This is a genomic window from Duganella sp. (assembly GCF_039595735.1).
Taxonomy (GTDB): domain Bacteria; phylum Pseudomonadota; class Gammaproteobacteria; order Burkholderiales; family Burkholderiaceae_D; genus Rugamonas.
On sequence record NZ_JBCNLB010000011.1, the window covers coordinates 88,350 to 106,860 of the forward strand.

At 63.0% G+C, this 18,511-nt stretch carries 15 protein-coding genes; 4 read left to right on the forward strand and 11 right to left on the reverse strand.

Features of this window, described 5'->3' with window-relative positions; genetic code table 11:
• The 6 genes from ABDW57_RS18505 to ABDW57_RS18530 are packed head-to-tail and all read right to left on the reverse strand — an operon-like array spanning position 1 to position 6,786.
• A complete protein-coding gene (locus ABDW57_RS18505) occupies positions 1–1,035 on the reverse strand; it encodes a FemAB family XrtA/PEP-CTERM system-associated protein (protein WP_343731644.1) in 1,035 nt (344 codons plus the stop codon).
• Entirely contained in the window at positions 1,032–1,862 is an 831-nt protein-coding gene (locus tag ABDW57_RS18510; RefSeq protein WP_343731645.1) for an XrtA system polysaccharide deacetylase, read from the reverse strand. The genes ABDW57_RS18505 and ABDW57_RS18510 overlap by 4 nt, the downstream gene beginning before the upstream one ends.
• Positions 1,859–3,004: a UDP-N-acetylglucosamine 2-epimerase (non-hydrolyzing) gene (gene wecB, locus ABDW57_RS18515; RefSeq protein WP_343731646.1), complete on the reverse strand. Its 1,146-nt coding sequence runs from the start codon at positions 3,002–3,004 to the stop codon at positions 1,859–1,861. Before wecB ends, ABDW57_RS18510 begins: the two co-directional genes overlap by 4 nt.
• A gap of 12 nt (positions 3,005–3,016) precedes the next feature.
• A complete protein-coding gene (locus tag ABDW57_RS18520) occupies positions 3,017–4,537 on the reverse strand; it encodes a TIGR03016 family PEP-CTERM system-associated outer membrane protein (RefSeq protein ID WP_343731647.1) in 1,521 nt (506 codons plus the stop codon).
• Positions 4,530–5,252: an XrtA-associated tyrosine autokinase gene (locus ABDW57_RS18525; protein ID WP_343731648.1), complete on the reverse strand. Its 723-nt coding sequence runs from the start codon at positions 5,250–5,252 to the stop codon at positions 4,530–4,532. Before ABDW57_RS18525 ends, ABDW57_RS18520 begins: the two co-directional genes overlap by 8 nt.
• A gap of 10 nt (positions 5,253–5,262) precedes the next feature.
• The gene (locus tag ABDW57_RS18530; protein ID WP_343731649.1) at positions 5,263–6,786 is read right to left on the reverse strand and encodes an XrtA system polysaccharide chain length determinant; all 1,524 of its coding nucleotides are present in this window, start codon (positions 6,784–6,786) and stop codon (positions 5,263–5,265) included.
• Positions 6,787–6,913: 127 nt separating this feature from the next.
• Here ABDW57_RS18530 and ABDW57_RS18535 point away from each other — a divergent pair, with 127 nt between their 5' ends.
• Complete coding sequence (locus ABDW57_RS18535; protein WP_343731650.1) at positions 6,914–7,507, forward strand: XrtA/PEP-CTERM system exopolysaccharide export protein; 594 nt, start codon at positions 6,914–6,916, stop codon at positions 7,505–7,507.
• 87 nt (positions 7,508–7,594) lie between these two features.
• Positions 7,595–8,338, forward strand: coding sequence for a long-chain N-acyl amino acid synthase (locus ABDW57_RS18540; RefSeq protein WP_343731651.1), 744 nt, complete (start codon positions 7,595–7,597; stop codon positions 8,336–8,338).
• Here ABDW57_RS18540 and ABDW57_RS18545 read toward each other — a convergent pair.
• The 3 genes from ABDW57_RS18545 to prsT are packed head-to-tail and all read right to left on the reverse strand — an operon-like array spanning position 8,322 to position 13,572.
• Positions 8,322–9,056 carry a serine protease gene (locus ABDW57_RS18545; protein ID WP_343731652.1) on the reverse strand — a complete coding sequence of 245 codons (735 nt, stop codon included), beginning with the start codon at positions 9,054–9,056 and terminating at the stop codon, positions 8,322–8,324. The two genes, ABDW57_RS18540 and ABDW57_RS18545, sit on opposite strands and share 17 nt — an antisense overlap.
• Entirely contained in the window at positions 9,053–11,023 is a 1,971-nt protein-coding gene (locus ABDW57_RS18550; protein ID WP_343731653.1) for a hypothetical protein, read from the reverse strand. Before ABDW57_RS18550 ends, ABDW57_RS18545 begins: the two co-directional genes overlap by 4 nt.
• A 2-nt stretch (positions 11,024–11,025) precedes the next feature.
• Complete coding sequence (gene prsT, locus ABDW57_RS18555) at positions 11,026–13,572, reverse strand: XrtA/PEP-CTERM system TPR-repeat protein PrsT (protein WP_343731654.1); 2,547 nt, start codon at positions 13,570–13,572, stop codon at positions 11,026–11,028.
• 133 nt (positions 13,573–13,705) lie between these two features.
• On the opposite strand from prsT, the gene ABDW57_RS18560 reads away from it, so the two are divergent.
• Positions 13,706–14,986 carry a nucleotide sugar dehydrogenase gene (locus tag ABDW57_RS18560; protein WP_343731655.1) on the forward strand — a complete coding sequence of 427 codons (1,281 nt, stop codon included), beginning with the start codon at positions 13,706–13,708 and terminating at the stop codon, positions 14,984–14,986.
• Positions 14,986–16,047 carry an SDR family oxidoreductase gene (locus ABDW57_RS18565; RefSeq protein ID WP_343731656.1) on the forward strand — a complete coding sequence of 354 codons (1,062 nt, stop codon included), beginning with the start codon at positions 14,986–14,988 and terminating at the stop codon, positions 16,045–16,047. The genes ABDW57_RS18560 and ABDW57_RS18565 overlap by 1 nt, the downstream gene beginning before the upstream one ends.
• On the opposite strand, the gene ABDW57_RS18570 is transcribed toward ABDW57_RS18565, so the two are convergent.
• Together ABDW57_RS18570 and ABDW57_RS18575 are read right to left on the reverse strand one after the other, a co-directional pair.
• On the reverse strand, positions 16,004–17,392 hold the full coding sequence (locus ABDW57_RS18570; protein ID WP_343731657.1) for a SpoVR family protein: 1,389 nt from the start codon (positions 17,390–17,392) through the stop codon (positions 16,004–16,006). The two genes, ABDW57_RS18565 and ABDW57_RS18570, sit on opposite strands and share 44 nt — an antisense overlap.
• Positions 17,389–18,510 (reverse strand): DUF444 family protein, encoded by a 1,122-nt coding sequence (locus tag ABDW57_RS18575; RefSeq protein ID WP_343731658.1) that lies wholly within the window; start codon positions 18,508–18,510, stop codon positions 17,389–17,391. The genes ABDW57_RS18570 and ABDW57_RS18575 overlap by 4 nt, the downstream gene beginning before the upstream one ends.
• Between the last annotated feature and the right edge of the window lies 1 nt (position 18,511).

The following is an 18,511-nucleotide window of genomic DNA, read 5'->3' on the forward strand; positions in this document are numbered from 1 at the left end:
CTACCCCAGCTGGCGCACGATATGCGGGCCGATCAGATTGGCCAGCGGCAGCGGCAGCCGGCGCCAGGCCTTGATGAAGGGCTGAAATTTCGGATTGAGCGGCTGCACGTCGCGCAGGATCGAACTTTTATACAGTTGATAGTCGTAATTCAGCGGTTGCGGCTCGAACCCCCAGTTTTTTTTGAACGCGAACGCGCCGCTGCCGTATTTACTGCGGCCGAAATCGAACAAGCTGCAGCCGCTGACGCACGCGCGACGCATCACTTCCCAGTACATGAAGTCGTTGCCGGCCAGCGTGCGTGCGAGCTCGCCGCCTCCGCCGTAGTAGGGCAGGATTTCATCACGGAAGCGGAAGCTCAGCACCGCGCATACCGCCTGTCTCGCCTGCTGGATGCACAAGACTTCGCAATCTTCCGCAAAGACCTGCTGAAGCAAGCTGAAGTAACGGCGGCTGAACACAGGCGTGCCCAGACGATGCACGCTGCGCGCGTAGCAGTCGAAGAAGCGGCGGGTGTCGGTCTCCACTGTGCTGGACAGGTTGGCCGCAATGCCTTTACGCACCATGGCGCGCTGCTTGCGTGGGATGGTCAGCATATTGGCGTCCGGATCGGTGAGCAGGGATTTGCGGAACGTGGCGTAGGTGGCGCGGTGCTGCCAGTCGGCGTGGCGGCTGCGGATGTGGCGGTATTCCAGATGGTCGACCTGCAGGCGGGCGGCCAGTTGCTGCGCCGCCTGGTCGACAGCTTGCGCCGCTTGCTCGTCGTTGGCGGCAATGCCGCCGTACACGCAGAACGGCAGGGAAATCAGGGTATTGCCAAACCAGCGGCTCTTGATTTGCGCCAGCGGCAGCACTGCCTGAATCTGCTCACCGTCGGCGGCGTACATGAACCAGGTCGGATGATGGAAGCCTTCTTCGATGACCTGCTGCCAGCCGGCCCGGTGGAAAAAGGTTGCGCTCGGGCAGCGCTGGACGAAATCATCCCAGCGCGCGCGATCTTGTGTGTCCATCAGCCCGACGGTGTAGTGCGGCATCATGCGCGTCCCAAAAAGATGTGGTCGATGCGCCCCCAACGGAAATCGCCCAGCAGCCGGTGGATGCGCGCCTCGGTGCGGTGCAGGTTGAGGTAATGGCGCAAGCGGGTTTTCAGGCCGATGCCTGGCGGCACGGGTTGATCCGGATCGAGTTCCCAAGGGTGAAAGTAAAATATGCCAGCTTGGCCGTCGCGCGAATTGATGCGCCGCAAAGCCCAGCGTGAGACCGCATACGGCAGCAGGCGGAAGTAGCCGCCGCCGCCAGCAGGCAGGTTGTGCCCCAGCAGCCTGACGGTGCTGACTGGCAGTTCCAGCAATCCGTTCTGACCGGTCGGCCGCCAGGCAAAGCGCGGCGCCTGCGGCATGCCGTAATGGTCATGGCGGATCGGGTAGATACTGGAACTGTAGCGATAGCCGGCTTGCTGCAGGCTGTCCAGCGCCCACAGGTTGGCCGGGCCGATCGAGAAGCTGGGCGCCCGGTAGCCGAGCACGGCCTGGCCCCCCAGGTGTTCCAGCAGGTTCTTGCTGAGGGTGATGTCCCGCTCAAACTCGGCCTGTGTCTGCTCGCTGGCGCGCTGGTGCAGGTAGCCGTGGCTGGCCAGCTCATGGCCTGCGGCGACAATATGACGCACCAGTGCCGGATAACGTTCGGCGATCCAGCCCAGCGTGAAGAAGGTGGCGTGGGCGTGATGCTCGGCCAGCATCTGCAATATCAGATCGACATTGCGCTCCACCCGGCAAGGCAGGCGCGGCCAGTCGTCGCGATGGATGTATGAGGCAAATGCGGAGACCTGAAAGTAGTCCTCGACGTCGATGCTGAGCGCGTTCATGAGCGGCGCTCCCGGCGGTTTTGCAGCCAGTGGGTGGTAATCGACGCTACCCGCCCGGCGGCGTGGCCGTCCCAGTATTGCGGAATCCGGCCGACCTTGCCGCCATAACGCAGGATGTCGCGGCACAAGGCCAGGATCACGGCGGGATCGCGGCCGGCAATGGCGTTGCTGCCTTCGCTGACGGTCACCGGACGCTCGGTGTTGTCGCGCAGCGTGAGGCAGGGGACGCGCAGGGCAGTTGTCTCCTCTTGCACGCCGCCGGAGTCGGTCAGCACCACGCAGGCGCTTTTCATCAGGCCCAGCATGTTCTGGTAGGACTGCGGCGGCAGACAGGCCAGCCGTGGCGCATCCATCAGTTCGGCCAGGCCGTAATGCTTGAGCATGTTGCGGGTGCGCGGATGCAGTGGGAACAGTACCGGCATCTCCTCGCTGAGCTTGACCATGGCGGTCATCAGCGCGCGCAGGCGTTGCGGATCATCGACGTTGGCCGGACGATGCAGCGTGAGCAGGGCGTAGGGGGCGCCGTCGGCCACGAAGCCGGCAAGATGGGCCTGCAGCAGCACTTGTTCCGCCGACGGCGCGCCGGGCAGCTGGCGCAGCAGGGTGTCAATCATCACGTTGCCGACAAAATGCACGCGATGTGCGGCCACGCCCTCGCGCAGGAGATTGCTGGTGCCGCTGGCCTCGCTGGTGAACAGCAACTCGGACAGCTGGTCGGTCAGCACGCGGTTGATTTCTTCCGGCATGCTGCGGTCAAAGCTGCGCAGGCCGGCTTCCACGTGCAGCACCGGGATCTCGCGCTTGGCGGCGGTCAGGGCGCAGGCGAGGGTGGAATTGACATCGCCCACCACCAGCACCGCGCTCGGCACGGTCTGTTCCAGCACCGGCTCGAAACGGCGCATGACCTCGGCGGTCTGCACCGCGTGGCTGGCCGATCCGACCTCCAGCCGGTAAGCCGGCTGCGCCAGTTCCAGCGCGCTGAAAAACTGGGCGTCCATGTCGCTGTCATAGTGCTGACCGGTGTGGACCAGGATGGTTTCCACCTGCGTTTCGGGCGGCGCAAAGGCGCGCAGCAGCGGCGCCATCTTCATCAGGTTGGGACGGGCTGCGATCACGCAAACAATGCGGTAGGGCCGTAACATGGCGGACTCCGGTTAAAAGCTGAGGTTGAGCGCAATGCCGGCGCCGTTCTCGCGGTAATTGCCGCCGGCGCTGCTTTGATGGCGGACATGGCGCAGGTCGGCGCTGGCACTGATGCGGCTGGACAGCTGCCGGCTCATGGTCAGCGTCAGCGCACTGTTACGGTCTTCACGGCCCGTGGTCAGCGACTTCGCACGGCTGTGGCTGCCCCCCACAGTCAGGTTGCCGCGTGCGGACAGGCGCCAGTTCCAGCCCAGCTGGACGCTGGTTTGGCGCGTGCGGTCGGTCAGCGTCAGTTGATCCGGTCCCAGCAGGACGCTGTCGATGGCGTTGCTGGTCTGCGCGGTGCGTCCGGTGCTGGCCAGGTGCAGGGACAGCGCGCTGCGCGGTGTGCTGTACACACCCGACAGCCGTGCCTGCTTTTGCAGATAGTAACGGTGGCTGAAGAAATTGACGTTGCCATCCTTGCCCATCATTTGCGAGATGGCCAGGAAGATCTGGATGGTTTTCAGACGCAGTTGCGGGTCCGGAATGCGCGTGGCCCAGAGTTCATACAAAAAGTCGCTCAGGCCGGTGGGCGGAATGCTGAGAAACTCGGCGTGGGTGGTGGTAATGTCCTCGTTGTAATCCAGCGTCCACAGCATATTGCGCAGGCGATAGCTGGCGTCCAGGCTGTAGGTCTTGCCGAAGTAGCGGCGGCCGATGCTGGCCGACAGCCGGGTCCGCGGCGAAGGCGTCCAGATGCCGCCCAGCGTGCCGAACTGGCCCTGCGGCTGGGCGCTGACGGAATGGTAGTCCTGCTTTTCGTAGCCGCCGGTGACAAAAGCCGACAAGCTGCTGTTAAACGGATAACCGAGGGTGAGCGTGGCATTGCTCATGGTGACGGGTGCCAGTGCGGCATCATCCATCTCGGTACGCTGCAGGCTCAAGTCCCAGTTCCAGCCCTTGCCGCCATTGTCGCCGGTCAGTAGCAGACTGGCGGCATCGGTGCGCACGTCCAGCAGGCGGCCGCTGCCAACGCGCTGATGATCGTAGCGCAGGGTGGCGGTGGCCAGACCGCGGAAATAGTGGCGCAGGTAGGGGCTGACGGCCGTGCTGTGGACGGTGCTGCTGTTGCCGGTCACCTGGACCGGATCAAGCAGCTGTGGTCCGAAAGCGGACACATTGTGCTGGCTGATGCTGCTGCGGGCATCGAGGAACAGCCAGTCCGGCAGGATTTCGGCATGGCCGCTGGCATCCAGCTGCTGGGCGCTGCGTTCGGGCTGGCGGGTATAGACCACTTTCTGCAGCGTATAGGACAACGCCAGTTGCAGCCGCGGCCCATCGGTGCTGACCTGGAGGCCGGGCGACAACTCGCTGGTAAACTGGCTGCGTGCCTGCGCTGCCGGCGCCAGGTTCATATTGTCGCTGTAGCTGCTGCGCACGCGCACGGTGGGCGTGACGCTCCAGTCGGCCGGAACTGCAACGGCCGGGATCGTCAGCAGCACCAGCAGGGGCAAGCGGCGGGAGGCGCCGCACGGCCTCAGGCTAATCATAATAACCATAGTATTCGGTGCCCGGAAAAGCGGTGCTCTTGTTGTAGATCAGATTGATGTGCGGGCAGCGCTCGATGTGGCGCAACGCTTCCTTGACGGCGTGCTGGCTGGTGCGCTCGGACTCCACCACCATCAGCACCTGGCCCATCTGGGCCGCCAGCACGCTGGCTTCGGTGGTCATCAGCAGCGGCGGTGAATCAAAGATGACGATGCGGTCGGCGTAGCGCTCGGCAATCTCGGTCAGGAGCAGGCTCATGTTGCGGCTGGCCAGCAGTTCGGTGGCGTGCTTGTTGGCGCGACCGGCCGGCAAAATGCTCAGGGTCGGCACGTTGGTGCGCAGGATGACGTCGGCCAGGCTGGTTTTGTCGCGCAGCAGGATGTCCATCAGGCCCGGCTCGGGCGGCAGGCCCAGCACCTTGAGCACGGACGGGCGCGCCACGTCGGCGTCGACCAGCAGCACGGTAATGTCCATCTCCATGGCAATGCTCATGGCCAGGTTGACGGCGCAGTAAGTCTTGCCTTCGCCCGGCATGGCGCTGGTGACCACGATCAGGTTGCCGTGGCGGACAGGTTGCACATCATGGTCGCCGCGCGCATTGCGCAGCAGGGGACGCTTGATGATGCGAAAATCCTCGGCCACGGCAGTGCGGCCGCCATCCTGCGTCACCATGCCCAGTTGATGCAGACGGGCCAGATTGATGTCGACTTGGCGCATGCCGTTCCTCCTAGTAACGCAAGAAATTGGCCGCCAGCACGGCGCCGTAGGCCAGGAACAGGCTGGACAGGGCGGCACCAAACAAGTACTTGCCGCGACGGCGCTTGCTTTGCTCGCTGCCGGTCCAGTTCATGGACACCGTGCCTAATACATTGAAGCCGGTGCGGTCGCGCAACTCTGCCGGGCTGAGGAAGGTCGGGCGCACCTGGCTGATCAGCAAGGCTGCCGCCACCCCCATCAGCAGTGCCGCGCCAAGTGTGATGGTGTACAGCAGGACGCGGTTGGGGCCGATTGGCAGGTAGGGGACGGTGGGCGGATCGATAATCTTGAAGGTCATCATGTCGGTGGTGGAGCTGAGGTCGCCGGACAGCTTGGCGGCCTCGCGCCGGCCGATCAGTTTTTCGTAGTTATCCTTGTTGATCTGGTAGTCGCGGTTGAGCTGGGCCAGTTCGGTTTCCACCTCCGGCACGGCGTTGGCCTGTGCCAGCAGGCGCTGATGGCGCAAGGTGAATTCCTGCACCCGTGCCTGGATGGCGGCCACGCGCGCCTCGGCCTCGGTCTGCGCCACCTTCAGCTGCTGCAGCATGGGGCTGTAGTTCTTGCCGGGATCGCTGCTCTGCTTGAGCTTGCTTTCCTCGATTTTGCGCGCCTCCAGCTGGCCCACCAGACGCTTGGCGGCAATGATGTCCGGATGCAGCTCGGTGTATTGCATGCGCAACGCGTCCAGGCTCTTGTTCAGCGCGGAAATCCGGCCATCCAGCTCGGGGTTGTCGATGCTGGCCGGGTTCAGATCGGCGCCAAGGATGGGCTCGTCTCCTGTAATCTGATTGCTGATGGCCTTGCGCGCCTGTTCGGCCTCGGCCAGTTCCAGCCGGGCGGCATTCAGCGCATCCGACGATTGCATCAGCTGGCTGCTGTAATCGATGCCCTGGCGCGGCAGCAGGCCATTGTTTTTCAGGCGGAATTCCTTGACGCTGTTTTCGGCGGCGGTGAGCTTGTCTTCGTAAGCCTTGATCTGGTCATCGATGAATTGCACCGCCTTGCGGGTCTCGCCGCTTTTGCCTTTGAAGCTGCTTTCGACGAAGATCGTCAGCAGCGATTGCACCACTTCGCGCACCATGCGCGGGTTGCGGTTGTTGTAGGTGATGGTGTAGATATCGTTGCCGGCGCTGTTGATGCGGATCTTGCTCATCAATTCCTCCAGCTGCTGCTGTTGCTCGCGTGCGGTGCGGGCATTGATGTCCATGTCCACCATACGCAGCACGCGCTCGACATTCGGACGGCTCAGCAAGGTGCGGCTCATGATGGCCACCTGCTGCTCGATGTTTGGCACACTGGTCATGCCGGCCAGCAGGGGCTTCAGAATGCTTTGGGTGTCGACAAACACGCGGGCGCTGGTCTGGTAGTCGTCCGGCAGCAGGGTCACCTTGGCCCAGCCGGCAATCGCCACCAGCCAGGCAACGGAAATGGCGTACCAACGGTATTTCCAGATGCCCTTGAGACTGGATATCAGCTGGCTAATTAACTCCTCCATGTTCCAGTTCTCCTAGACGCGGGCCGCAGGGAATTCCGATTATATTTTTCTCAACTGGGCAGTCGTTGAGGCATATCAAGCAGAGGCTGGCGCGATTTCTGAATCATGGCAGCAAGGAGGATTCATCATGCGTGCTTTGCTTTGCTTATCTCTGGCGCTGCTGGCCGGCTGCGCCCACCAGGTTTCCCTGGAAGCGCCCGACGCCATGCCGTTGCAGGGCGATTACCAGATCGGCGCTGGCGACACGGTCAACATCAATGTCTGGCGCAATCCCGAGGTATCGCTCAGCGTGCCGGTGCGGCCGGACGGCAAGATCACCACCCCGCTGGTCGAGGATTTGCAGGCGGCCGGCAAAACGTCCACCGAGCTGGCGCGCGATATCGAAAAGGCACTCAGCAAATACATCCAGCAGCCGATGGTGACCGTGATCGTCACCAGCTTTGTTGGCCCGTACAACCAGCAAATCCGTGTGATCGGCCAGGCCGCGCGGCCGCAGGCGCTGCCATACCGGCAAGGCATGTCGCTAATGGATGTCCTGATCGCGGTGGGCGGCATTACCGATTTTGCCGCTGGCAACAAGGCAAACATCATCCGCATGGTGGACGGCAAGCGGCAACAGGTACCGGTGCGGTTGCAGGACTTGCTGCGCGACGGCGATATTTCCGCCAATGTTGCTATACTTCCGGGCGATATCCTGGTGATACCGGAAGGCTGGTTCTAGCCGCAACGAAAATTTTTCAATTTCGCGGGAACTTTCTATCTGAGCGGCAGGTCTGAAGGCTATGAACCACGACACAGGAAGCCTACCGTGCACCATGACGACGCTATTGTTTCTTTTGAGGTCAGCAACGATTTCCGCGACCTCGTGGTCGGCGAGGGCAAAGCCGAAGCCGCATTGGATCATCCCTTGGATCAGCAAATCTTCCACATACGCATGGCCAATTCGCAAGGCCGCCGCGAAGCAGCCAGCCTGCTGCTGAAAAAAATGTATGGCTGGCGGGGCTATGCGGTGGAGCCCAGCGTGGTTCACTCGCCCAATAAAATCACGCTGTTCGCTGAAACCGGCGGGGAAACCGTCGGCACCATGTCGCTGTGCCTGGATAACGATGAAATAGGCCTGCCGGCCGATGAAAATTTCCGCGACAAGCTCGATGAACTACGCGCCCAGCAGCGCCGGCTGTGCGAACCTTCGCGGCTGGCCATCGACAAGGGCGTTTCCAAGCGCGTGTTTGCAGCGCTGATCCACATTTCCTACATCTACGCGCGGAATATCCACGGCTACACCGATTACGTGATCGAGGTTAATCCGCGCCATGTCATGTTTTACAAGCGCATGCTGGGCTTTCGCGACTTTGGCGGCGAACGCGAATGTTCGCGCGTGGGCGCGCCGGCGGTGCTGCTGCGGCTGGAACTGGATTACATGGGCGAACAGATACGCAAGTTTGGCGGCCTGATGGAACAGCATGGCAGCGAACGATCGTTTTATCCCTATTTTTTCCCCACCTGGGATGAGCCGGGTATCACCGGCCGCCTGGTCACGGGGAAGACTTGAGATAATTGGCCGGGATGGCGTAGGTGATGCCGCTGGGCGCGCTGATGGCGGATTCTTTCACGCCCTTGACGAACACCATGTTGACCACGCCGACCACTTCGCCGTTGTCCGGATCAAAAAGTGGACTGCCGCTGCTGCCCGGATAGGCTGTGCCATCCAGCTGGAACACGGCGTAGCCTGGCTTTTGCAGCTGGCGTGCGGTTTTGGCGTCCAGCTGGCGTGCGGTGATGGCCGGCGTTGCCAGCGGCGTGATGGCGGATACGATGCAGCGATGTGTGACATGCTGCAATCCCAGCACCATGCCCAACGGGAAGCCGGTGAATGCCAGCGCCTTGCCTTCGCGCACTTTGCTGGAGTCGCCCAGTTTCAAGGCGGGCAGGGCGGTTCCCTTGATGCGCAAGCGCGCCAGGTCATGCGTCTTGTCGAGCAAGGTCAGGGTGGCAGGACGAAATTGTGCATTGTCAGCGCCGCGCACCAGGATGCCCAGCGTCGCGCCTTGGCCGTTATTGACGAGGTCGTTCACCACGTGGGCGGCCGTCACCACGGTCAGGCCGTCATCGATGACAAAACCCGTGCCGATAAAGCTGACCGCCGGTCCGCGCGTCTGCTGGAGGCTGCCGATGCCGACCACAGACGGTTTGATATCGTCTATCACTTGCGACAGCTCCCCGGCGTGAGCGCCGCCCAACAGGATAAACAGGCTGAACAGGAGTTTCATGGAGGGTTTTCCTTCACTGGCAATGCCGCTGCGCACAGCAACAGCATGGATAACAGGGTAATGCGCGGCACATCGAGCAGGCTGTCGAACAAACCAACCATCTGGAAGGCTGCCAGCGCCGCCAGGCTAGTGGCGTCGCGGCGACGCAGTAGTACACCGGTAGTGCTGAACAGCAGCAATCCATACGCGCTCAACCCCAGCCAGCCCATCTCAAAGTAAACGTTCAGGAGCAGATTTTTGATATGCCACGGCAGGTGATTGCGGTCGCTGCTGAAAAACCAGTAATCATTGGCGGCGGAAAAGCTGCCGTTGCGCAGCAATTCATGATCGCCGGGTACGGTACGCAAGCTGATGTTGTCGATGTCCAGCACGGCCTGCTTGCCCTCGACCGCCATTTCCAGCTTGAGCGGCAGGCCGTCGCTGCCCAGCGGTCCGGAGCTGATAGGGTAAAAATAGCGTTGCCACGTGGTATAGGTGGGTATCTGCCTGAGTGGCGTGACGACGCAGTTTTGCGGGTAAAGCAATTGCCGCTGGCACAGGTTGAGATGCAGGAAGGCTGGCGGACCGTTGTTCCAGACGTCCAGCGCCAGCAAGTATTGTTGTCGCGGCTGCAGAGAAACGCTTTGCAGTATGCGCAGCAGTTCGCCGTAGCCAGCGCCATAGTGGCCTGCCACCAGTCGCAGATGCCGGTTGCCATCCTGGTCGATGAACTGATAGCGTGGCGGCTGGTCGCGTTGCGGATTGTGCCAGTAATACACTGCAGGGAAGCTGCCCAGCCCCATGCCGAATAGTCCGGCTCCAGGCGGCATCATGCTCATCGTGTTTTGCCAATGCCGCATGCGCGTTACCCAGTCGTTCTGGACGCTGGAAAAGCGTACGTTCAGGTAGTAACCGTGGTAAATCGGCACGGTTGCGCCGAGCAGGACCAGTCCCGCCAGTATCAGCGCGAGCTTGCGCCGGATCACCAACGCTGCCGCCATGAGCAGGCACAGCAAAAGGATGTAGACCCGATAGCCGCCAGCGCGAAAAGCGGAGTCCAGCAGCCAGATCAGCAACGCCAGCGGGACAACGCCCGTCAGCGCGGAGACCACGGCGCGCCGTAGTCTCCCCGTGGCGGCATGTCGTTGCACAGCGAACGCGATCATGATTGCCAGGGCGGCCGCCAAGGCAAGGTAAAGGCCGCGTGAGAAGGTGGCCAGGGCGGTGTACCACGCCAACGGCAACAAGGTCACCGCCGCAGCCTGGCGCAGCGGCGCGTGGCGCGCCAGCAGCCACGCCGCCAGCAGGGGCAGACTGAGGGCGAGATAACCATCGAGTGCGGCACCGCCGGTATGCATGCCGGAGAAGGGCGCGCTGATGCGGTAATCACTGGAGAAATTCGCCAGCCCGGTGAATTGCCAGCGCTCCCCGATCGCCGCAATGCTCACCAGCAGCAATCCCGTCATCATGCCGGGCAGAAGGGCAGCGCGGACACCGCCGACAGCGTGACGCAATGGCGGCAGCAGCAACAAGCCCCAGATCCAGCCCTTGCCAACACGGAGTGCGTTAGCCGGACTCAGATAGTTGTTAAAGGTGTTGGCATCAATAGCGGGAAACGGTTGCAAACCACGCCACAAGCCGACAACCAACGCAGCGCCGAGCAGCAGCAGGCCGAGTTGGAACAGCCAGGGCCAGCGCGGCAAGGCCTCGGACGCAGCCGACATATGCCAGTAAGCAAAGCCGGCGGCCAACAGTAGCAGCACATCGATCTCTTCCAGGAAGAACCAGCCGGTGTGCGGCGCCAAATCCAGCACCGGCAGCAGTGCCAACAGCAGCGGCAGCCACAACCTTGGTCGCCACCACAGCAATCCGGCGCACGCCATCAGGATCAGCGGCAGGCAGGTGCCGGCCATCGGATACGCCCCCGCGGCCAGACCGAACAAGCCCCAGAAACCCAGCGCGAGAAGGCGTGTGCCGGTACGCCGCATCGCTACAGGCCCAGCAGACGCTTGACCGCATCGTGGCGCTCGAAGTGCTTCAAGGCCAGCAACGGTTCGAGCTGCTCGCGGGCGGCGCGCTGGTCACCGGACCGGACCAGGGCGACGCCATAGTGATAGCGGATTTCCGTGCTGGCCGGCGCCAGCGTCAGCGCCTGCTTCAGTAGCGGCAGGGCACGGTCGAGCTTGCCTTGTTCCAGCAGCAGCCAACCCAGCGTATCACCCACGGCCGCATTATCCGGCGCCTGCTTGTAAGCCTGTTCGGCGTAGGACAAGGCGCGCGGATCGTGCTGTTGCTGATACAGCCAGGCCAGATTGTTGAGGGCGATAAACTGGCCCGGTACCTGCCGCAGCACCTCCTCAAACTGGGCGATGCTGGCCGCGTACTCCTTCAAGGTCAGCAGGCTGCTGGCGTAAAACAGGCGCGAGGCATGGTCGTTGATATGTTCACCCAACCATTTCTGCATGCGCGATCGGGCGTCAGCGGTCTTGCCGGCCTGAATCAGCGCGCTGTACAGCGCTTGCACGGTTTGCGGTGCCGGCCGCGCTTCGAATGCCTTCTGATACAGGCCAACGGCTTTGTTGAGTGCTTGCGCGGCGCCATCACTGTCGTTGACGGCGGCCCGCGCTGCGGCCAGGCGCAACTGCACGTCTGGCGACTCTGGCTGCAAGGTCGCCAGCTTGTTCCAGCTGTCCAGCGCGGTGTCGGTCTGCCCGCTGCGGGCCTGCAGCGACGCCACCAGCGCCACCAGCTGGCTGTTGGATGAATTGGACGCCAGCAGTTTCTGGCCCAGGGTCAGGGCTTTCTGGGTTTCGTTGTAGCGGGCGTAGAAATGAGCCAGCCGCAACGACGGCTCCAGCAGGTCCGGTTTGGCCAGCGCAGCCCGTTCGAACCAGCCGCGCGCGACCGCAAGCTGCCCCTGCGCCAGCGTCAGGTTGGCAAGTGCGGTCATGATATCGATATTGTTTTTATCCTTGGCGAGGGCGGCTTCGAGACGTTTGCGCGCCTGCTCGGGTTTCTTGTCTTTGGTATCCATGATGGTCAGGTTGTCGAGTGCGGGAAGGAAAAGGGGATCGAGCTGGAGTGCGCGTTCAAAACTCGCGCGCGCGCCCGCCAGGTTGTGTTGCACCATCTGCACGCCGCCCTTGAGGTTGTGCACCATGGGGTTGTCCGGATACTGCGCTTCCATGCGTTGTGCGGCTGCCAGTGCCTTGTCGTATTGCCTGTTGCGCAGATGGCTCAACACCAGCAAGGTAGCGACGCGTGACGACTTGGCATCCAGACTGGCCGCCTGTTCAAGTTCAGATACCGCACGGTCGTTGTCGCCCATGCCGAGATGGCTCATGGCCAGTGCGGCGCGCAGCATCGGCGCCTGCGGCGAAAGCTTGCTGGCACGCTCGAAATAGTCGCTGGACTTGGCATACTGGCGCAGCCGCAGGTAAAGCTCGCCCGCCAGCGACATCATTTCCACGTCCTGCTGCTGGCTGGCCAGCAGTGGTTCGATGATGTCCAGCGCCTGTTCCGGCGCTCCCGTGTTCAGCAAGGTGGACGCCAGCAGTTTGCTGGCATACGGATGACCGGGATTCGCTTCCAGAAACTTGCGCAGGTGCTGCTCAGCCTGCGTATAAGTGCCCTTGCTGCGCAGTACCGCGCCCATCAGCAGATTGCTGGGTAGATGCTCCGGCGCCACGCGCAACACCATGGCCAGATGGTCTTGCGCCGCAGTCATCTTGTTTTCCTTGAATTCCAGCAGCGCTTGCGTGTAAATCAGCAGCAGGCTGTTGGGCGCGGCCTGGCGCGCGAGGCTGAGTTCCTTGCGCGCTTCCGCCAGCTTGCCGGACTGGATATGCAGATTGGCCAGATCGACATGGGCCTGGACTTGCGCCGGCCGCAACTGCAGGATTTTCTCGTATGCGGCCTGCGCCTCGGCATTCTGACCCAGCAGTCGCAGCACGTCCCCCAGTGAGCGCAGAGCATCGACGTCGTCTGCCTGCTGCGCCAGCGCCTGTCGCACCAGTGCCAGCGCTTCGTCCTGCCGCTGTTCCAGCAGGGCCAGCCGGGCCTGCCCGAGCAGCGCCGGCGGATTGCCTGGATGGCGCAGCGTGATCGCGGCGAATGTCGCGCGGCCCTCGGCCAGTCGATTCAGCCCCAGCAGGGCGTGGCCGCGCAAGGCCAGCAGCGCCGGTTGCTGCTGGTCCGCCGGCACCTCGTCCAGCAAGCGCTGATACTGACCTTGCAACAACAGCGCCTTGCCCAGCAGCGGCAGCACATCGCCGGGATTGATCTTCAACTCCAGCGCGCGGCGAAACTCCTTTTCGGCCGATTGCACATCGCCGGTATCAAGATAGAGCTGCCCAAGCATCAGCCGTGCCTGGCCATGCGACGGCGATTGCTGCAAGACGTTTTTTAACTGGATGATGGCCGACTTGGACTCGCCGCGCGCCGCGTATTTGCGGGCCTCGACCATCAAATCAGCCTCGCTGTGAAGGCGGCCGCAGCCGGCCAACAGCAGCAGCAACAACAGGCGCAGCAATGCCATGGCGATCTCCTCAAAAGCCCTAGAGTAGGAACGATCGGCGCGGCACTCGTTGATCGACCGCAAACGGCAGAGTAAAAGCCGCTCGTAGAATCGGCTGACGCGGGTATTCAACACTCTCTCAAAAGGTGCTCATATGGAAGTTGTCGCCGTGGTTGGACTTGGGTACGTGGGTTTGTCGCTGGCGGTGGCGTTTGGCGCGCAGCGGCGGACCATTGGTGTCGACCTGTCGGCGCGCAAGGTGGCCAGTTACCGCCTCGGCATCGATCCCAGCGGTGAGGTCAGCGCGGCGCAATTTGCCGCAGCGCGCTGGCTGGAGATGGGCTGCGATCCGGCCGCGCTGGCAGAAGCCGACTACATCGTGGTGGCGGTGCCGACGCCGGTGGACGAGGCGCACAATCCGGACTTTGCGGCGCTGGTTGGCGCCAGCCAGTCGGTTGGACGGCACATGAAGGCGGGCGTGGTGGTGATTTACGAGTCCACCGTCTATCCCGGCGCCACCGAGGAAATTTGCATCCCGATCCTGGAACAATGCTCGGGATTGCAATGGCAGCGTGACTTCCACATCGGCTTTTCGCCAGAGCGCATCAATCCCGGCGACACCGAGCACCGGCTGGCAACCATCCGCAAAGTGGTTTCGGGCGACGACGCCGTGACGCTGGAACGGGTGGCCACGCTGTACGAGGGCGTGGTGGAGGCCGGCGTGCACCGCGCCTCCAGCATCAAGGTGGCGGAGGCCGCCAAGGTGATCGAAAACACCCAGCGTGACCTGAACATCGCCCTGATGAACGAACTGGCCATCATTTTCGACCGCATGGACATCGACACGCTGGAAGTGCTGCAAGCGGCCGGCACCAAGTGGAACTTCCTGCCGTTCCGGCCGGGCCTAGTGGGTGGGCATTGCATTGGTGTCGATCCCTACTATCTGACGCACAAGGCGGTGATGCTGGGCTACCACCCGGACGTGATCCTGGCCGGGCGCCGCATCAACGACAGCATGGCCAAGTTCGTGGCGGAAAAAACCGTCAAGGAGATGGTGCGCGCCGGCTTCAAGCTCAAGGGCTGCCGCGTCAACGTCCTTGGCCTGACTTTCAAGGAAAACTGTCCGGACCTGCGCAATTCCAAGGTGGCTGACCTGATCCGCGAGCTGGAATCGTATGGCCTGCAAGTCCACGTCCACGATCCGGTGGCCGATGCTGCCGAAGCACTGCACGAATACGGCGTGCGGCTGCAGTCCTGGGAAGACTTACCCTGTGCCGAAGCCCTGATCAGCGCCGTGGCGCATCGCGAGCTGGCAGCTCGCCCGCTGCGGCAAATGCTGGACAAGATCGCACCCAGCGGCTGCTTTATCGATCTGAAATCCCAATTCGATCCCGGTGCGCTGCGCGGTAGCGGCCTCAGCGTGTGGAGGCTGTGATGAGCGATTACGAAAACGGCACCCCGGCCACCAGCGCCTATCAGCTGGTGCGCGAGCAGCTGGAATATGAGCAATACCGGTGGGTGATCACCGGCGTGGCCGGCTTCATCGGCTCCAACTTGTTGCAGGCGCTGCTGGAACTGGGACAGCGCGTGGTCGGCGTCGACAACTTCCTCACCGGTTACCGGCGCAATCTCGATCAGGTACGCGAACTGGTGGGCGCCGATGCCTGGCGCAGCTTCGAGCTGATCGAGGGCGACATCCGTGACCTGTCGGTATGCCGTGCAGCCTGCGACCGGGCCGACTATGTGCTGCACCAGGCAGCGCTCGGTTCGGTCAGCCGGTCGATGGCCGAGCCCCTGCTGTGCAACGACATCAATGTCGGCGGCCAGCTCAACCTGCTGGACGCGGCACGGCTGGCCGGCGCGCGGCGCGTGGTGTACGCGGCGTCCAGCGCCAGTTACGGTGACCATCCGGGCTTGCCCAAGCAGGAACAACACATCGGCCAGGCGTTGTCGCCATACGCGCTGACCAAGCATGTGAACGAGCTGTACGCCGGCGTCTACGCGCGCTGCTACGGTCTGGAAACCATCGGACTGCGTTATTTCAACGTCTTTGGCCCGCGCCAGGACCCGGCGGGCGCGTATGCGGCGGTCATCCCGCTGTGGATCGCCGCCATGATCGGCCAGCGCCAACTGGTGATCAACGGCGACGGCGAAAGCAGCCGCGATTTCTGCTACGTGGCCAACGTGGTGCAGGCCAACTTGCTGGCCGCCCTGACCGACAAGCGTGCGGCCGTCAATCAAGTCTACAACGTGGCGCTGAGCGCCCGCACCAGCCTCAATGAACTGTACCTGCTGCTGCACGAATTGCTGGTCGAACAGCATCCGCACCTGCACGACTTCCAGCCAACCTACGGGCCGTTCCGCGCCGGCGACGTGCGCCACTCGCAGGCCGATATTTCCAAGGCCGTCAAACTGCTGGGTTACGCGCCCACCCACGATCTGCGGCGCGGCCTCAGGCAGGCCTTACGCTGGTATGAACAACATCTTGCTGCGTGACGTGCATGGTGCGTGCCACGCCGCGAAAGTCGGCCGTGTGCAGCGTCACCGGCCGCCGCCAGACGCGTGCCACGTACTGCATCACTTGTTCCGCCTGCGCCAGATCGAGGCCGCGGCCGTCGCGGCTGTGATCGTGGCGTAACACCAGGCTGAAATCGTCATTCATGCGCTCCACCGCGATGCAAGGCGCGCCGTAGTTGTACCTGGGGCCGAGAATCGCTTCGCGCACATGGTGCAGGTCGCGGCTGACCACACGGGTATCGCCGTCGGCGCGGGCCTGGTAGCTGAACAGATCCAGTTTTTCCGCCAGTCCGGCGCTCAGATAGTTGCGGATGAAGCCGAAATCGTCTTCCTCGGCGCAGATGCGGCGCGCGCTGTCGAGTCCTTCGCGTTCAATGATGTCCTCCCAGATGGCAAAACCGAGGTGGTAAGGGTTGATGTTGAGCACCACTTGCTGCTCGTTGCCGTAGGGACGCACCACGTCGGAGTGGGCACGCAGCGCTTGCAGGTACAGCTCCTGGGGCAGGAAATCCGCCTCGCGCAGCAAACGGGCGTGCCAGTAAGAGGCCCAGCCTTCGTTCATGATCTGGCAGGCGTGCACCGGATAGAAATAAAACGCTTCTTCGCGCACGGCCAGAAAGATGTCGCGTTCCCAGTCCTTCAAATCCGGCGCATAGCGCGCGATAAACCACAGCAAGTCCGGCTCAGGGCGCGGCGGCAGCTGCCGCCTGGGCGGCGCAAGGGGCTGCGGCGAGGTTTCTCCTGGCAACTGCTGATAGCGCTTGCGGAACGGGCGCGGTTCGGGCGGTTCGGACGCAGCGCCGGATTCGGGATAAGCCTGGCGGTACAGCGGCTGGTGGATATCGATATGCGGTTCCAGCGCCAGCGCCGCGTCCAGCACGCTTTCAACGGCGCGCTGACCATGACGCAGCACGGCATCTTCCAGCGCGTGGGCGCGGGCGGCGCTCTGTTCCAGGATGCGGCCGCCGGCCATGCGCATGAAGCGCGCAAACAGGGCGTTGCGCTTGACGAAGTCGGCGTGGCCGATCACGTGCGCCGTCACCAGCGTGTTTTCGGCCAGCGAATTGCTGTCCATCATATACGCCCGGCATGGATCGCCGGGAAACATCACCTCGAAGATGCGCGAGTGCCCCATGTGCTGATGCAGCAGCTGGTGGATGTAACGCAAACCGAACGACCAGTGGTTCATGCGCACCGGCACCCCGTAGACGGCGATCTCCAGCATGAAATTCTGTGGCACCAGTTCAAAATCGACCGGGTAGTAGTCCAAACCCAGTCCGTGGGCCAGCTGTTGCAGTCGGGCGCTGTAGTCATCCGGGCTCATGGCGGGACCTGACGGATGAGAAATTGCCGCAGCGCCGTGAACACGTCGTCGCCGTCGGACAGCACGGCGCTGGACATGGGCAAACCTTGCCGCTCGCGCTCGGTCCACAGCTGGTGCATTTCGCTGTCCTGCATGCGCGGCATACCGGGCAGGGTTTCCACGTAGGCGAGGTAGTTCATCTGTTTGCCCAACCCACCCAGCGCCAGGCTGGCAGCCGCACGGTCCTCCGAAAAATTGTCGCCGTCCGATGCGTAGAACAGATAGCTGTTCCACAAGGCCGGATCGTAGCGTTGCTGCACTAGCTCCTGCACCAGCCGGAACCCGGTCGACGCCATGGTGCCGCCCAGTCCGCTGGCTTCAAAAAAGTCGCTTTCGTTGAACTCCCAGGCGCGCGCCGCATGCGCCAGGAAGCGGGTTTCGATGTGGTGGTATTTGCGCCGCAAGCCTTGCAAGGCAAGAAAAAAGAAGGTCTTGGCAAGGCGCCGCTCAGCCAGCGTCATGCTGCTGGACACGTCCAGCATGAAAAACAACACGGCGCTGCTGCTGGGCCTCGGCTGCGCCACCAACTGGCGGAAACGCAAGTCGTCGTTGGTGAAGGGCGCAGGTTCAGCTTGCACGGCGCGACGCTTGACCGCTTCCTTCACCGTACGCCGGCGGTCCAGCCGGGAGCGCACGCCACGTTTGTCCCAGCCGGCGCGCGCCAGCGCTTGTTCATCGAGCGCGGCGTTGCCGCGCGGCGCCAATTGCGGCAACTGGAATTCTTCCCACAGCCAGTCGATGATTTCGTTGATGGAAAACTCCATCAGCAGGGTGACCGCGCCACCTTCGCTGCCGGCGCCGTTATCGTCATCGTCGAAGTAGGGCGAGCGCAGGATGTCGCCCGGCTGCCCCGGCCCCTGGCCCGCGCCTGTCGTGCTGTGCTCGCCGGAGAGGCGGAAGCGCGCGTGTTCCAGCAGCCTGAGCGGGACCTGCACGCCACGCTGCCCCGGCCCTGTTATCAGGTCGGGCGCCGACAGGGCCTCGGGCAAGTGCTGGCGCACCGCCTCGCGTACCTTGTCGTTGTGGCGCAGCCAGTCGCGGGCGCCGCGGGAGAACAGGTCGTACCAATCGTTGCGCATA

Coding starts and splice junctions, on each gene's coding strand:
- ABDW57_RS18535 (WP_343731650.1), top strand. CDS start 6,914: ATGCGTGCTTTGCTTTGCTTATCTCTGGCGCTGCTGGCCGGCTGCGCC.
- prsT (WP_343731654.1), bottom strand. CDS start 13,572: ATGGCATTGCTGCGCCTGTTGTTGCTGCTGCTGTTGGCCGGCTGCGGC.
- ABDW57_RS18565 (WP_343731656.1), top strand. CDS start 14,986: ATGAGCGATTACGAAAACGGCACCCCGGCCACCAGCGCCTATCAGCTG.
- ABDW57_RS18510 (WP_343731645.1), bottom strand. CDS start 1,862: ATGAACGCGCTCAGCATCGACGTCGAGGACTACTTTCAGGTCTCCGCA.
- ABDW57_RS18525 (WP_343731648.1), bottom strand. CDS start 5,252: ATGCGCCAAGTCGACATCAATCTGGCCCGTCTGCATCAACTGGGCATG.
- ABDW57_RS18545 (WP_343731652.1), bottom strand. CDS start 9,056: ATGAAACTCCTGTTCAGCCTGTTTATCCTGTTGGGCGGCGCTCACGCC.
- ABDW57_RS18570 (WP_343731657.1), bottom strand. CDS start 17,392: ATGAGCCCGGATGACTACAGCGCCCGACTGCAACAGCTGGCCCACGGA.
- ABDW57_RS18530 (WP_343731649.1), bottom strand. CDS start 6,786: ATGGAGGAGTTAATTAGCCAGCTGATATCCAGTCTCAAGGGCATCTGG.
- ABDW57_RS18505 (WP_343731644.1), bottom strand. CDS start 1,035: ATGATGCCGCACTACACCGTCGGGCTGATGGACACACAAGATCGCGCG.
- ABDW57_RS18575 (WP_343731658.1), bottom strand. CDS start 18,510: ATGCGCAACGATTGGTACGACCTGTTCTCCCGCGGCGCCCGCGACTGG.
- ABDW57_RS18550 (WP_343731653.1), bottom strand. CDS start 11,023: ATGCGGCGTACCGGCACACGCCTTCTCGCGCTGGGTTTCTGGGGCTTG.
- wecB (WP_343731646.1), bottom strand. CDS start 3,004: ATGTTACGGCCCTACCGCATTGTTTGCGTGATCGCAGCCCGTCCCAAC.
- ABDW57_RS18560 (WP_343731655.1), top strand. CDS start 13,706: ATGGAAGTTGTCGCCGTGGTTGGACTTGGGTACGTGGGTTTGTCGCTG.
- ABDW57_RS18520 (WP_343731647.1), bottom strand. CDS start 4,537: ATGATTAGCCTGAGGCCGTGCGGCGCCTCCCGCCGCTTGCCCCTGCTG.